Here is a 14,398-nt window from a genome sequence, read left to right as displayed (position 1 = left end):
AAAATAAAACTGTCGAAATTGTGCAATTCGTTGAACATCATGTATTATCAATTGACAATTGATAGCCGATATAAAATAATAGGGTTATATAACCAATACATAATTAGGTTTAAAGAACTAGCCGCAACACTCGCGTTCTATACGCCACACCATTAGCAGATCAACAATCGAAAGAGGCGGTGCCTACCATGCCAGGGAAAAAGAAACGGGAAACGGGCTCAACCGAAGGCGGCAAAACATCATTCTTTAGTAAATCATTGAAAGCGCAATCACTGGGGGCGTCAAGCTCGAATATGGCGAAAGCAGGCATTAGCGCGCTCAAGGATACGAAGCTATCGAGTCCGGTAAGGTCAGTAGGCACGAAGCTTTTTATCGTCATATTTGTCAGCATTATCGCTTGCGTGCTGGCAGTAGGGCAACTGGCTTACGGGCAAACAAAGAAAATTGTCGAGCGCAAAGTGTCCGACGCCAGCTATCAAACCATCAATCAGGCTGCAGACAACCTGGATACCATATTTGATAACTATGATGATTTGACGATGCAAATTATGATTGACAAAGATTTTCATAGCTTGGTAACGAAACAGGTAGAAGCGGCGGATGATTTTACGGTTTTCGAAGCCCGCAAGGATCTTGGGGACATGCTTAGCACTTTTGTTATGGGCAACAACACAATTAACGGCATTTATTTGCTTCCGCTGGATGACAGTGTCGAATTGGTAACTGGCGGAGGAGCAGGATCCGCCGTTATTGATGAGATGATTAAAAGCGAATGGTTTGCCAAGATCAAGGAAGGCGGCGGCAAATCTTTCTGGGTAGAAACACAGCCGACTGGTTTCGGCAGCACGAACAAGAAACCCTCGATCGGCGTTGGCCGTGTTATGAATAATAGCACGACAAGCGAAGGGCATTACTTAATGCTGATGGAAATCAATATCGAAAAGATTATGGAGAAGGTTAACGGAATCGCATTAGGGGTTGGAAGTCAAGTTTCGATTATCGACGCCAACAATAACATGATTACGGCTAACGAAACAGAGTTGTTAGGAAAGCCGCATCAAGTGAAAGTGCCTGAAGAGGAAAGCGGATCGCTCAAAACGTCAATTAGCGACGGAGATGTGCTTGCTGCTTATACGACGTTAGAATCGACAGGTTGGAAGCTGATTGGCACTATCCCTGTCAATGAGCTCGTTAAAGACGCTAACGTAATCAACAAGCTGACCTGGATTACAGTCGGAGCGGCGGCAATACTGGCCATGTTGATCGGCTTTCTCGTCATCCGGACGATCGCGCTGCCGCTCGTTCAGATTCGAAATTTGATGAACGAAGGCGAGCGCGGAAACTTGACAGTCCGGTCGACGATGAAGAAACGTCAGGACGAAATTGGCCAATTGGGCGAAAGCTTTAACAAAATGATGATTCAAATTACGGAGCTTGCCAAGCGAACGACAATGTCGGCGGAAGAGGTGCTGGCGACTGCCAGCGAACTGACCGATGCGTCGAAGAAAACGGCGGTATCGGCAAGAGAAATTTCGGTTGCTACTGAAGAAATTGCTAATGGGGCTGGAAGCCTTGCAGTAGAAGCGGAAAAAGGCAGCGATTTGACCAACAACATTAACGTGCAAATGAAATCGGTTATGGAAGCGAATGGACAAATGGTCGCTTCGGCCGGTGATGTGCAGCAGTCGAGTCAGCAAGGTACAGCTTACATGGGCGTATTGATCGAAAAAACCGGTCAAACCGAAGAAATGACTCGCTCGATGGTGGAGAAGGTCGATAAGCTGAAAGAAAGCACAGGATCGATCGTCAAAATTCTCGATGTACTGAACAATTTGACGAAGCAAACTAACATTTTGTCCTTGAACGCTACGATTGAAGCGGCTCGTGCCGGTGCGGCAGGCAAAGGATTTATGGTCGTAGCGGATGAAATCCGCAAGCTTGCCGATCAGACGCGCCAGTCAATTGATATCGTATCGCAGATTACCGGAAATATCGGCAACGAAATTGAAGAGACGGTAAAGGTTCTGTCCGATGCGTATCCGTTGTTCCAAGAGCAGATCGGTTCGGTTAAAGAAGCGAACCAAATCTTCTTATCGGTTCAAAACCAAATGGGACAATTCGTTACAAAGCTCGATTCGGTTACCGGCTCGATTGGCATGCTTGATCAGTCGCAATTGGTATTGAACGAAGCAATGGCGAACGTAAGCGCGGTTGCGCAGCAGTCGTCGGCAACCTCCGAAGAGGTAGCATCGCTTAGCACCGAACAGCTTAGCATCAGCAATGGTCTCGTATCGCTTTCGGAGCGACTGGATACCGTTTCTCGCCAATTGAAAGAATCGCTTGCGAAATTCAAAATTGATTAAGAAGCACCGCTCAATCGGAATATTGAATTCCGGTTGGGCGGTTTTTTTGTGCGGGAATAAGGCGATAATGCATCTAGCAGAAGTTATGAAAGCGAGGGTGCACAATGGCTCGACGCGCAGCGATTGCCGCATTATTGTTTACGCTTATTATGGGTTTGTATATCGTTCGGCTGGCGTGGCTGCAGCTGACGCCGGGGTCCAACCATGCCTCCTCCGCCTTGGCTTCATCACGCGGCGGATGGAAGCGGATGTCGGTTGCACAGCGGCAACGGAGCCTTGTATTGGATACAGGGCGAGGAGATTTTCTTGATCGCAGCGGACGGCCGATTACAGGGGAGACATATTCGACGGTTGCTTTGTTTCCGATTTTGGCGACTGAACGCGGTAATGAGCAGCAGCTGAGAAAGCTTGCGGGCATATTGAAAGTTAACGTTTCGGATCTGACGAGCTGGTGGGATGCGTTAAGAGATCCTTCGTTCTGGCATGCGAAAGGACAATCTTTACCGTATCGCCTATCGGAGGGGCAAGTGAGGGAGCTGTCGCAGCTTCAACTGCAAGGCATCAAAGTGCTTCCATATCGCAATCGCTATATTGAGGGGTTCAACTCGAAGCAAGCTATCGGCTATACGAGCCAGCATCCCGAATGGCTGGAAGCTGTCTATCCTAAAGAGCTGGCAAGCGGGAAACGAATGCTGACGGATCAAGTAGGGGGAGCGGGTTTGGAGAAATCGTTGGATAAGCTGCTGCGGGGCATAGGAGCGACCTCGGTTTCCTATTTTGTAGATAGCAGCTTAAAGCCAATGAAAGGGCTCGATCTGCGCATTACACAGCCGAACAATAGCTATTATCCGCTGCAGATCGGCACAACGCTTGATCTTGAGCTGCAGAATCGGATAGAAGCGTATGCCGATTCGGTCCGTCTGCAGGAAGGAGCAATTGTCGTGCTGGATACGAAAAATGCCGATATTGTCGCAATGGTTTCGCGGCCAATGATGGACCCGGAGCACTTAGGCGCGCAAGAAGGAAAGCCGCTTCTTAATCATGCGCTTATCGCAGCCCCGCCGGGTTCAGTATTCAAGCTTGTAACAGAAGCGGCTGCATTGGAAGCGGGCGTGGCAAACGAGCATGAGCGCTTTACCTGTACAGGCGAGTATGGCAGGTATGGCTTGAGCTGCTGGAAGGAGGGCGGGCATGGTACGCTAACACTGCGCGAAGGGTTGGCGCAATCATGCAACATTGCGTTTGCCACGATTGCGGAGCGAATGAGCGCAGAACAGTTCGCGCGGACGGCAGCTGCGCTTGGGGTAGGACGCCAAGCCGGCTGGCATGCGGAGAAGCCATTCGGGCCGTTCCGCGAGCCGTTGCGGCTGCTTGGCGAAGAGGAAGCCGGTCAGCTATTTGACCGGCACAGCGTGGGCGGAGCCGACAACGGCGATACTCATATAGCTGCCGATGGAGGCGTTATGGCGCAAAGCGCCATCGGGCAGCGTGACGTTCAAATGACGCCGCTGCAAGCGGCGAATCTGGTCGTCACGCTATTGAATAAGGGGCGCGTTATGGAGCCGCGCCTCGTGCGGGAAATCCGCTATGCCAGCGGCCAGCGGATGGTTAAGTTCGACGCGAAGCAAGCGAGCGCCAAAGGCGTCGGCCGGATTCATCCGGCAACGGCGCGAGTGCTGCTTCGCGGAATGGAGGCGGTCGTCGACCATGGCACTGGACGGTCGATCCGCCAAGGGGTTTGGACCGTTGCCGGGAAATCGGGCACGGCTAATGTCACGCGTGACGGCAAGCCGCGAGTACATCAATGGTTTACGGGTTATGGGCCCGCACAGTCGCCTCGTTATGCGGTGGCGGTGCTGTCCAAATACAGGCCGCCAAACAGCCCCAATGAGGCTACAAAGTTGTTTCGCGGCGTCATGGATATTATTGCAGAAACAGAACAACGATCTGCCGAGCCATAAAAGCCAGCAGATCGTTGTGTCATGTCTATGTTTCGCGGGTCGTATCATCGGCTGTGACGGGGTCGAATTCACCTTGCGGCGTGCGAATCCAACGATGGAAGAACCCTTGGTCATACAGCGCTTTAATTAATATAATCAATATTGGCGACAGGATGACGCCCGATACGCCAAACACTTTTAACGAAACGATCATAAACGCGAGCATCGTAAACGCGGATACGCCGAGTGTATCTCCGGTAATCTTTGGCTCCAAAATTTGGCGCGTCAGCACGACGACGAGGAACAGGGCGGAGATCCAAATCGCCAGCGTCGTTTGACCGACGATAAACAAATATATAATCCATGGAACAAAGATCGTTCCGACGCCAAGCAGCGGCAGCACGTCGAAAATGGCTGCGATGACGGAAATCATGAGTGCATTGTCGACGCCGAGCAGCAGGAGCGCGAGAAAAATGACGATGAACGTAATGCTGATCATTTTGGCTTGCGCTTTTATATAGCCGGCAATGCCTTTAAATACATTTTCCCGCAGAAAGAAGAACGCTTTTTTAAATGTTTTTGGCGTTTTGTCGTTTGCGGTTTTTTTCCAAACATTGATCTCAATGCTAAGGAAGTATGCCAAAATAATGCCTATAATAAAGTTGAACAGAAAAGTGGAGAATGAGGTTAAGTAAGCGAGCAGGCTGGTAAACACCGTCTTAATAATGATCGGCAGCTTTTCTGTCGCGCCGTTTATGTACTCGGTAATTTTGACGACCCAATCTTGGGGCAGCGCATCTATGCGGCCTTGCAGCTCGCCTGTATTCGTTGCCAATTGATTTTTCAATATTTCCTGATAGGCAGGCAGCTTATTCTCGATGAAATCTTTGCCTTGATCGACGATGACATAAGCAAGTCCGGAAAAAGCGCCTAATATGATGATGGAGAACAAAAGGACGGATATGCCGGAGGCGATCGATTTTTTGATGCCAATCCGGTTCAAACGTTTAGCTAGCGGCTCGATGCACATGTAAATGACGAAAGCGAAAAAAATAGGCGTTGCGATTCGATATAAATAACTGAACGCAAACATAATGAGGTAGACCGTTAAAGCGATTAGGGCGATATCGAACGCCGTACGCCAATATTTCTTGTAAAATGGCAGCATGATCGAAGCTCCTTTTTCGGACAGGATTCATATAATTACTATGATTGTACTATAATTTCTCAACAGCTGCTTATTTTAATGTTAAATTTACAGCCTAATATGATACAATTGAAGTTATCGTTCAAGTTCCTTTCGTACAGGCTTATAACTGAAAAATACTAACGGGTGAGGGAATTATATGGAGAATTTGCTGCTCTGGGCACTTTATTTCTTATCTTTCTACGCTTTTCTCCCTGCATTCATCAGCCGTACTTTCGGGTTCCGCGTATTTAAAAAAGGTCGCGTTGAGCGGGAAATCGCGCTTACGTTCGATGATGGCCCGGACCCTGAATATACGCCGAAGCTGCTCGATTTACTGGCAAAATATAATGCAAAAGCGACGTTCTTTGTCGTTGGCTCGCATGCTGAAAGCCAGTCCGAGCTGCTGCGCCGGATGCAAGAGGACGGTCATATTATAGGTATCCATAATTATGTCCATAAGTCGAATTGGTTTATGCGGCCCAAAACGGTGCGCAAGCAGATCGAACAAACCTGTGACGTAATACGCGAGGCAACCGGCGTGCGTTCCAATTATTATCGTCCCCCTTGGGGCATTGTCAATGTATTCGATTTTGCAAGGCTCGGCCATTACCAAATCGTGCTTTGGTCGGCGATTTTCGGCGACTGGAATGCGAAGCTTGGCGCCAAAAAGCTGCAAGCGCGGATGATGAAGAAGCTTCGTCCGGGCGAGGTCGTTCTGCTGCATGATTGCGGACGCACACCGGGCGCTGATGTTGATGCCCCTGCCAATATGCTGATTGCGCTTGAGGCTTACTTGCAAGAAGGCGTGAAAAGAGGCTATTCCTTCGTCGGCATCGACACGTTGGTGAAGCTGACGGAAGAGGCTAAAAGCCAGAAGCAGTCATGGATGAAAAAATCACTCATTTTTTTATGGCTGCAATATGAAAAAGCGTTTCATCTCGTGTTCCGGCTAAAGCAGGTCGGAGAGTCCAATCCGGCATTTCATTATCGGATTACGACATATGGAGGACAAACGGTCCAACTGAAAGATGCTGCACGGTTGGTAAAAGGCGATAAAATCGTTGAGCTTCATTTCGATAACCGCATGCTGTCATCTCTTGCGGCAGCATCCAAATCGCCGCTTGCGACAGGAATCAAGATGCTGAGGGAAGTTGAACACGCGCTGCCTGTACTTGCCGAATCGGTGAAGGCAGAACCGCAATTTTCCGAAGTGCGCGCTGTGTACGGGGTGACGATGATCCATCGCGGAGCGGATCGGCTTGGCTTCCAGACGATGAAGCTGCCTGACGGATGGTTTGCGCGTTCGACCCGCATATACTTGCGAGTATTAATGCGAGTGCTGACAAAAAAGCAAACGAATGTCCGAGCGAAAGAGCGAAGAGTTTCTATCGATCCTCATATGCTGCTTATGCCAGTTGAACGGCTTATGGGCTATGCAAGCAAAAGCACGGCTATCGTGCAAGAAGATACGATTCGTATGACGGATGCTGTTCATCGTACACTTCAAACGACAGCTGATGACACTGCCCCAATGGGCGGCAATACGACAACTGCGATCTAATTGTACAAATAACCAAAAACCTCCGGAACCTATTAGCGGTTCCGGAGGTTTTTTGGTTTAAACGGTAATGCTACATTTTCATTACGCCGCCGCTGGAGGCATTTGTAACGAGATGCGAATAACGGGCAAGGTAGCCGCGTTTGATTTTTGGTTCGAAACCAGGCCAAGCTGCGCGGCGTTTCTCGAACTCTTCGTCGCTGATCAGCAAGTTCATCGAACGGCCGTTCATATCGAGTTCAACAATATCGCCGTCTTGTACGAATGCGATTGGTCCGCCTTCAGCTGCTTCCGGCGAAACGTGGCCGATGCTGATGCCGCGCGATGCGCCGGAGAAGCGTCCGTCCGTAACGAGACCGACTTTAGCGCCGAGGCCCATGCCGACGATTTGCGAAGTTGGAGCAAGCATCTCCGGCATGCCAGGACCGCCTTTTGGTCCTTCATAACGGATAATAACAACATGTCCTTCTTTAACTTTGCCGTTCGCGATGCCATGAAGCGCGTCGTCTTGGGAATCAAAGCAAATAGCAGGACCTTTATGATAGCCGCCGACCGATTTGTCGACAGCGCCGACTTTAATAATTGCGCCGCCAGGAGCAAGGTTGCCGAACAGAACAGCCAAGCCGCCGCGTTCGCTGTGCGGATTGTCGATCGGATGGATAACATCCTTATCGAGAATTTCACAGCCAGCTACGTTCTCGCGAAGCGTTTTGCCTGTAACAGTTAACATGTCGCCGTTTAAGGCGCCTTCTTTTTTGAACAATTCATTAATAATTGCGCTTACGCCGCCTGCGTTATGAACGTCTTCGATATGATAATCGGAGGCAGGAGCGATTTTTGCCAAATGCGGCACGCGTTCAGCAACTTCGTTGATGCGTTCGATCGGATAATCGATGCCTGCTTCATGAGCGATAGCAAGCGTATGAAGAACCGTATTTGTCGAACCGCCCATTGCCATATCAAGCGCAAAAGCGTTGTCGATCGTTTCTTTCTTTACGATATCGCGAGGCTTGATGCCTTTTTCGATCAGCTCCATCAGCTGGCGAGCCGAACGTTTAACGAATTCTTTGCGTTCAGGCGATACGGCAAGAATCGTGCCGTTGCCTGGAAGCGCAAGGCCAAGGCCTTCCGCAAGGCAGTTCATGGAGTTTGCCGTAAACATGCCGGAACAGGAGCCGCAAGTCGGACAGCCGAATTGTTCAAGCTCCATCAGGCCTGCGTCATCGATTTTGCCGGCTTGGTAAGCGCCAACGCCTTCGAATACGCTGGACAGCGAGATCGAACGGCCGTCGGACGTTTTGCCAGCTTTCATCGGACCGCCGCTGACCATAATGGTCGGGATGTTGACGCGAAGCGCGCCCATAATCATTCCCGGCGTAATTTTGTCGCAGTTTGGAATGCAGACCATGCCGTCGAACCAGTGCGCGTTAACGACTGTTTCTACGGAGTCGGCAATAATTTCACGGCTTGCAAGCGAGTATCGCATGCCGATATGGCCCATCGCAATGCCGTCGTCTACGCCGATCGTATTGAACTCGAAAGGCACGCCGCCAGCTTCGCGGATTGCTTCTTTAACCAGTTTGCCAAACTCTTGAAGATGGACGTGGCCAGGAATAATATCAATATAAGAGTTGCAAACCGCGATAAACGGTTTGTCGAAATCTTCTTCCTTAACGCCAGCCGCACGCAAAAGGCTGCGGTGAGGAGCGCGGTCAAATCCTTTTTTGATCATGTCAGAACGCATTTTTTTAGCCGACATGTTTGTCCCTCCCATATGAATGTCGATACCCTTTAGTTTAACACAACGGACAAGCGTTGACTAGCAATGCGATCGGACGCAAAGCGCCGAAATACCTTTAGAAAGGTTGAAATTTGTCTTAATAATTCTGAATTATTCCAAGTATGGAGGACGGCGGCCATCGCAATCCTGTATAGTGTTGCCATAGTGATGTCATGAAAGAAAGAGGTCTTAAGGTGAATAGACGCATTCTAATTGTCGACGATGAGCGGGAAATCGCTGAACTTATCGAAATATACTTGAAAAATGAAGGCTATGAAACCGAAATTGCCGGTGACGGCGAGCAAGCGCTGGAGCTGTTCGAGCAGAAGCCGTTCGACTTGGTCGTGCTTGATATCATGATGCCCCGAATGGACGGACTTGAAGTATGCCGCAGACTGCGCCGCGATCAGTCGGTGCCGATCTTAATGGTTAGCGCGAAAGCGGAAGATATGGACAAAATAATGGGACTGATGACCGGCGCTGACGATTATATGATCAAGCCGTTTAATCCGCTGGAATTGCTGGCGCGGGTTCGTTCGCTCATCAGGCGGTCGTATCAATTTAGCCCGCCGTTGAATGCAGGAAGCAAACGGGAGGAATTGACGCTAGGCGCGCTTGCCATCGATAAGGCGAGCCATACCGCATCCGTTAACGGAAAGCCGCTCAACTTGACCTCTACCGAATTCGGCATCCTATATTTGCTTGCCAGCCATTCTGGCAGAGTTTTCAGTGCGGAGGAAATTTTTCAGCACGTTTGGAAAGAGAAATATTTTGAATCCAATAATACGGTAATGGTTCATATCAGCAAGCTCAGGGACAAGCTGGAACAGGAGCTGGGCGACAAAATGATCATTACGGTATGGGGGGTCGGCTATAAAATTGAAGCCTAATATTGCGATGATCGTCATGTGGAGGTCCTTTGCGCATTTGCTGTTAAGCGTGCTGCTGTCTATCGTTACTGTATCTCTGTTCGTTTCGGTCATAGACGGAATGACGACCGGCAATCCTGATGTGCGGAGCTGGCTGAGAGGTCTGGTCGGTTTGTTTGGCGAAACGCTTGCCTTCTATATGATTGGCACTTTTGTTTTCATGGCCTATTTCGGTTTTCTGCAATGGAGATATTTCCGCAACCTGGACCGAATCGGTTTGTCGATCCGATACATCTCAGAGGGGCACTTCGATCATACGGTGCAAGTTGCTGAACGGAGCCCTTTTGGCGGGCTGGCTAAAGATATGAATGTGCTGGTCGAACGGCTTAAAAACTCGCTCGATGATGAACGGCGGGCGGAACAAACGAAAAACGAGCTTATTACGAATGTGTCGCATGATTTGCGGACGCCGCTCACTTCCGTGCTCGGCTATTTGGGCTTGATTGAACAGGACCGTTACCGCGATGAAGTTGAGCTTCGTCATTATGTGCAAATCGCTTATGACAAATCGCAAAGGCTGCATGTTCTTATCAACGATTTATTTGAATATACCCGCATGCGCCATGACGCTGTGCCGCTGCAACGGATGAATATGAATTTGACGGAAATGCTCGGACAATTGCTTGTGCAATTCCTTCCCCAGCTCAAGCAGTCAGGAATGGAGGGGAAATTGCACAGCGAGGAGAAAGAAGTGCTCCTGTCGGGAGATCCGGCCAAGCTTGTCCGTGTGTTTGAAAATTTGCTCACGAATGCAGTTACGTACGGGAAAGAAGGGAGAAAGGTCGATATTCGGCTGCGCAAGGAGAAGTCGGTTGCGATCGTTGAGGTTGCCAATTACGGCGAAATGATTCCGGCCGTCGATCTTCCGTTTCTGTTCGACCGGTTCTATCGCGTCGACAAATCGAGAACGGAGAAGTCGGGCGGCTCCGGGCTTGGACTCGCGATTGCAAAAGGAATTGTCGAGAGGCACGGCGGCGAGATTAGCGCGGCAAGCGATCATTACGAAACGGTGTTTAAAGTGCGGCTGCCGATTATAGAAACATAATTATTACTTTTTTAAATTAAGTTAAGACTTATTTATGATTTTGTTACATTCCCCTTAAAATGGCGCTCCTACAATAGGAGAAAGTTGAAACGTCCATTTGAAAGGGGATTTTTTGTGTGATGATTAAGGTTCGAAAAGATAATCGGAAACGCAGGGGGCTGGCCTTGCTTGCCGCCGGCATCATTTTGTTTGGGCTCGCCGGAACCTCTTGGCATGACTTGCTTGCCCCTGCAGAGCAAAAGCCGCTGATCGAGGCTGATGCGGCAATTCTTCTAGATGCCGAAACGGGACATATATTGTATGAGAAAAATGCCGATCAGGCGCTTCCGCCCGCAAGCATGTCAAAAATGATGACAGAGCTGCTCGTGCTCGACCAAGTGAATGAAGGGCGGCTGAAATGGAGCGATACGGTTATGACAAGTCCATATGCCGCTGAAGCGCCTGGCGCGCAAATCGGATTTGGTCCCGGTGAGAGCTGGACGGTTCGGGAATTGTTTGAAGCGACAACGATTCATTCCGCGAATGACGCCGCGGTTGCGCTGGCTGAGCATATTGCCGGTTCGGAGCGGGAGTTTGCGAAGCTGATGAATAAGCGTGCGAAGGAAATCGGCTTGTCCGAAGAAGCGAGGTTCGGCAATTCGACGGGACTTAACAAGTCGGACCTCGCCGCGTTCGCCGGAGCTGCAGCGGATGCGGATACGATCATGACAGCAGACGATACGGCGAAGCTGGCTCGCTATTTGATCCGCAAATATCCGGAGGTGCTTGACGTTTCGGCGCGCGGGAGCGTAAAGCTGACGACCTTGGATACGAAGCTGCAGAGCACCAATATGATGCTGCCAAGCAAGCCGTTTGCATTTCCGGGCAACGACGGCTTGAAAACCGGCTACACGGAGCGGGCAGGCTATTGCTTTACAGGAACTGCGAAGCAAGGAAATAAGCGGCTGATCGCCGTTGTTATGGGAACAAGTACGGCAGACGCTCGCTTTGTGGAAACCGAAAAACTATTCCATTATGGCTTTCAAAATAACGGTCTTGATAAGTGGAAAGCGGAAATTGCGGCGAAAATTGGATTGCTTTTTGCATGACAACATCCATGTCATATTTTCTGACATGAAATCATTTACTTCCTAATCCTGGCTGTCTATAATAATACTAATAGAGGCAAAGAGGTGATGAAATGCAGTTGACGGAACGCGAGAAAGAGAAGCTGCTTATTACCGTTGCCGCCGACTTGGCGCGCAGACGGCTTGAGCGCGGCGTGAAGCTGAATTACCCGGAAAGCGTTGCGATTATTACCTCGGAAATATTGGAAGGCGCACGCGACGGGAGAACCGTTGCAGAGCTGATGGCGTTTGGAACAACACTACTGCGCCGCGATCAAGTCATGCCAGGCATACCGGAAATGATTCATGAAGTGCAGGTTGAGGCGACTTTTCCAGATGGAACGAAACTTGTAACGATTCACCATCCGATAGCGGAATAATAAAGCGGCCAAGGAGGAGATCGCATGATACCGGGACAATATCGGACGGCTGCCGGCACGATTGAAATAAATGCAGGACGCCGTACGACGACTTGTATAGTCGTCAATATGGGAGACCGGCCGGTTCAGGTCGGATCGCATTTTCATTTTTTTGAAGTCAATCGCGCTTTGAAGTTCAATCGCGAGGCGGCCTTTGGCATGCGGCTTCATATACCGGCTGGGACGGCTGTTCGTTTCGAGCCCGGCGAGGAGAAGCCGGTAACGCTTGTTGAGTTAGGCGGGTCCAAGCTGAGTTACGGCTTAAACGGATTGTCTCAAGGCAAAGCGGAAGCGGGAGCAGTGCCTGCAGGCGTGCGGGAACGTCTTGATGCATGGGAAGGCGGTAACGTATGAGCGCGATGGATAGGGCAAGCTACGCCGCGATGTTCGGGCCGACGACAGGCGATGCGGTCCGGTTGGCCGATACGGAGCTGTGGGCAAAAATTGAGAAGGACTATACCGTATACGGCGATGAATGCAAATTCGGCGGCGGCAAGGTCATTCGGGACGGAATGGGGCAATCGAGCGGCGCGCTGCGCGACGAAGGCGTGCTGGATACGCTTATTACGAATGCGGTTGTCATCGATCATTGGGGCATCGTGAAAGCCGATATCGGCATTAAGGACGGCGTGATTGTCGGCATAGGAAAAGCCGGCAACCCGGACATTATGGACGGCGTGTCGCCCAATATGATTGCAGGAGCGAGTACGGAAGTCATTGCCGGAGAGGGCAAAATCGTTACAGCCGGCGGCATCGATTCGCATATCCATTTCATTTGCCCGCAGCAAATCGAAACCGCGCTGTCTTCCGGCGTAACGACAATGATTGGCGGAGGAACCGGCCCGGCAACGGGTACGAACGCTACGACAGTAACGCCAGGAGCTTGGCATATGCGGCGGATGCTGGAGGCGGCGGAGCATTTTCCGATGAATATCGGTTTTACCGGCAAAGGCAATGCTTCATTTACGGCGCCGTTGATCGAGCAGATCGAAGCGGGAGCTATCGGATTGAAGCTGCATGAGGACTGGGGCACGACGCCAGCTGCAATTGACGCCTGCTTGAAGGCGGCCGATCAATATGACATACAGGTGGCCATACATACAGATACCCTTAACGAAGCCGGATTTATTGAAGATACTTTGGCGGCAATCGGCGGCAGAACGATTCATACCTATCATACGGAGGGCGCGGGCGGCGGCCATGCGCCGGATATTATCGTTGCCGCGGGCGAGCGGAACGTGCTGCCTTCCTCTACGAACCCGACCCGCCCTTTTACGATCAATACGATAGAAGAGCATCTCGATATGCTGATGGTATGCCATCACCTGGACAGCAGCATTCCGGAAGACGTCGCATTTGCCGATTCGCGGATTCGACCGGAGACGATTGCGGCGGAAGATATTTTGCATGATATGGGCGTATTCAGCATGATCAGTTCCGATTCGCAGGCGATGGGACGCGTCGGTGAAGTCATTATCCGTACCTGGCAAACGGCGGACAAAATGAAAAAACAACGCGGACCGCTAGCTCCCGACGATACGGAAAGCGACAATTTCCGGATCAAGCGCTATATCGCGAAATATACGATCAACCCGGCGATCACGCATGGCGTCTCGCATCTTGTCGGCTCGATCGAGCCGGGCAAATTCGCCGATCTTGTCATCTGGCATCCGATGTTTTTCGGCGTCAAGCCGGACATGGTGCTGAAGGGCGGCAGCATCGCCTATGCGCAGATGGGCGATCCGAACGCTTCGATTCCGACGCCGCAACCGGTGTTCGGCAGGCCGATGTTCGCATCATTCGGCAAGCTTGTGCACAGCAGCGCCATTACGTTTGTCTCGCAAGCGGCATACGACCGCGGCATAGCCGAGGAGCTTGGGCTGCAGAAGCGGGTGGAGCCGGTGCGCGGCTGTCGGAGCGTAACGAAAAAAGATATGATCCACAACGACGGTACGCCAAAGCTTGAAGTTGACCCGGAGACTTATACGGTAACGGTAGACGGCGAAGCGATCACTTGCGAGCCTGCAAGAGAGCTGCCGATGGCGCAGCGTTACTTTTTATTTTAGCTG

Annotated in this window: 11 protein-coding genes; 9 read left to right on the top strand and 2 right to left on the bottom strand. The window is 50.6% G+C overall.

The annotated features are described in order from the left end of the window. Positions 1 to 188: 188 nt before the first annotated feature. Together GOM71_RS15050 and GOM71_RS15045 are read left to right on the top strand one after the other, a co-directional pair. On the top strand, positions 189 to 2,363 hold the full coding sequence (locus tag GOM71_RS15050) for a methyl-accepting chemotaxis protein (RefSeq protein WP_253944864.1): 2,175 nt from the start codon (positions 189 to 191) through the stop codon (positions 2,361 to 2,363). Between the two features lie 104 nt (positions 2,364 to 2,467). Continuing rightward, positions 2,468 to 4,324 (top strand): peptidoglycan D,D-transpeptidase FtsI family protein, encoded by a 1,857-nt coding sequence (locus GOM71_RS15045; protein WP_156282502.1) that lies wholly within the window; start codon positions 2,468 to 2,470, stop codon positions 4,322 to 4,324. A gap of 25 nt (positions 4,325 to 4,349) precedes the next feature. Here GOM71_RS15045 and ytvI read toward each other — a convergent pair whose 3' ends face one another. Then, the gene (gene ytvI, locus GOM71_RS15040; protein ID WP_156282500.1) at positions 4,350 to 5,471 is read right to left on the bottom strand and encodes a sporulation integral membrane protein YtvI; all 1,122 of its coding nucleotides are present in this window, start codon (positions 5,469 to 5,471) and stop codon (positions 4,350 to 4,352) included. Positions 5,472 to 5,649: 178 nt separating this feature from the next. Here ytvI and GOM71_RS15035 point away from each other — a divergent pair, with 178 nt between their 5' ends. Further along, a complete protein-coding gene (locus GOM71_RS15035) occupies positions 5,650 to 7,053 on the top strand; it encodes a polysaccharide deacetylase family protein (protein ID WP_156282498.1) in 1,404 nt (467 codons plus the stop codon). A gap of 70 nt (positions 7,054 to 7,123) precedes the next feature. On the opposite strand, the gene ilvD is transcribed toward GOM71_RS15035, so the two are convergent. Then, complete coding sequence (gene ilvD / locus GOM71_RS15030) at positions 7,124 to 8,809, bottom strand: dihydroxy-acid dehydratase (RefSeq protein ID WP_156282496.1); 1,686 nt, start codon at positions 8,807 to 8,809, stop codon at positions 7,124 to 7,126. Between the two features lie 215 nt (positions 8,810 to 9,024). Between ilvD and GOM71_RS15025 the strand changes: the two genes are divergently transcribed. The 6 genes from GOM71_RS15025 to ureC all read left to right on the top strand — a co-directional run bounded on the left by GOM71_RS15025 (position 9,025) and on the right by ureC (position 14,395). Then, on the top strand, positions 9,025 to 9,720 hold the full coding sequence (locus GOM71_RS15025) for a response regulator transcription factor (RefSeq protein WP_367649621.1): 696 nt from the start codon (positions 9,025 to 9,027) through the stop codon (positions 9,718 to 9,720). Further along, complete coding sequence (locus tag GOM71_RS15020) at positions 9,710 to 10,804, top strand: sensor histidine kinase (protein ID WP_253944863.1); 1,095 nt, start codon at positions 9,710 to 9,712, stop codon at positions 10,802 to 10,804. Before GOM71_RS15025 ends, GOM71_RS15020 begins: the two co-directional genes overlap by 11 nt. Positions 10,805 to 10,923: 119 nt before the next feature. Next, positions 10,924 to 11,892: a D-alanyl-D-alanine carboxypeptidase family protein gene (locus GOM71_RS15015; protein WP_156282492.1), complete on the top strand. Its 969-nt coding sequence runs from the start codon at positions 10,924 to 10,926 to the stop codon at positions 11,890 to 11,892. 92 nt (positions 11,893 to 11,984) lie between these two features. Next, the gene (locus GOM71_RS15010) at positions 11,985 to 12,290 is read left to right on the top strand and encodes an urease subunit gamma (RefSeq protein ID WP_156282490.1); all 306 of its coding nucleotides are present in this window, start codon (positions 11,985 to 11,987) and stop codon (positions 12,288 to 12,290) included. Positions 12,291 to 12,314: 24 nt separating this feature from the next. Then, on the top strand, positions 12,315 to 12,683 hold the full coding sequence (locus tag GOM71_RS15005) for an urease subunit beta (protein WP_156282488.1): 369 nt from the start codon (positions 12,315 to 12,317) through the stop codon (positions 12,681 to 12,683). Next, positions 12,680 to 14,395, top strand: coding sequence for an urease subunit alpha (gene ureC / locus GOM71_RS15000; protein WP_156282486.1), 1,716 nt, complete (start codon positions 12,680 to 12,682; stop codon positions 14,393 to 14,395). Before GOM71_RS15005 ends, ureC begins: the two co-directional genes overlap by 4 nt. The last annotated feature ends 3 nt before the right edge of the window (positions 14,396 to 14,398 follow it).

The sequence above is a fragment of the Paenibacillus sp. NEAU-GSW1 genome, assembly GCF_009737085.1.
Classification (GTDB): domain Bacteria; phylum Bacillota; class Bacilli; order Paenibacillales; family Paenibacillaceae; genus Pristimantibacillus.
This window is presented reverse-complemented; position numbering and strand designations above follow the sequence as displayed.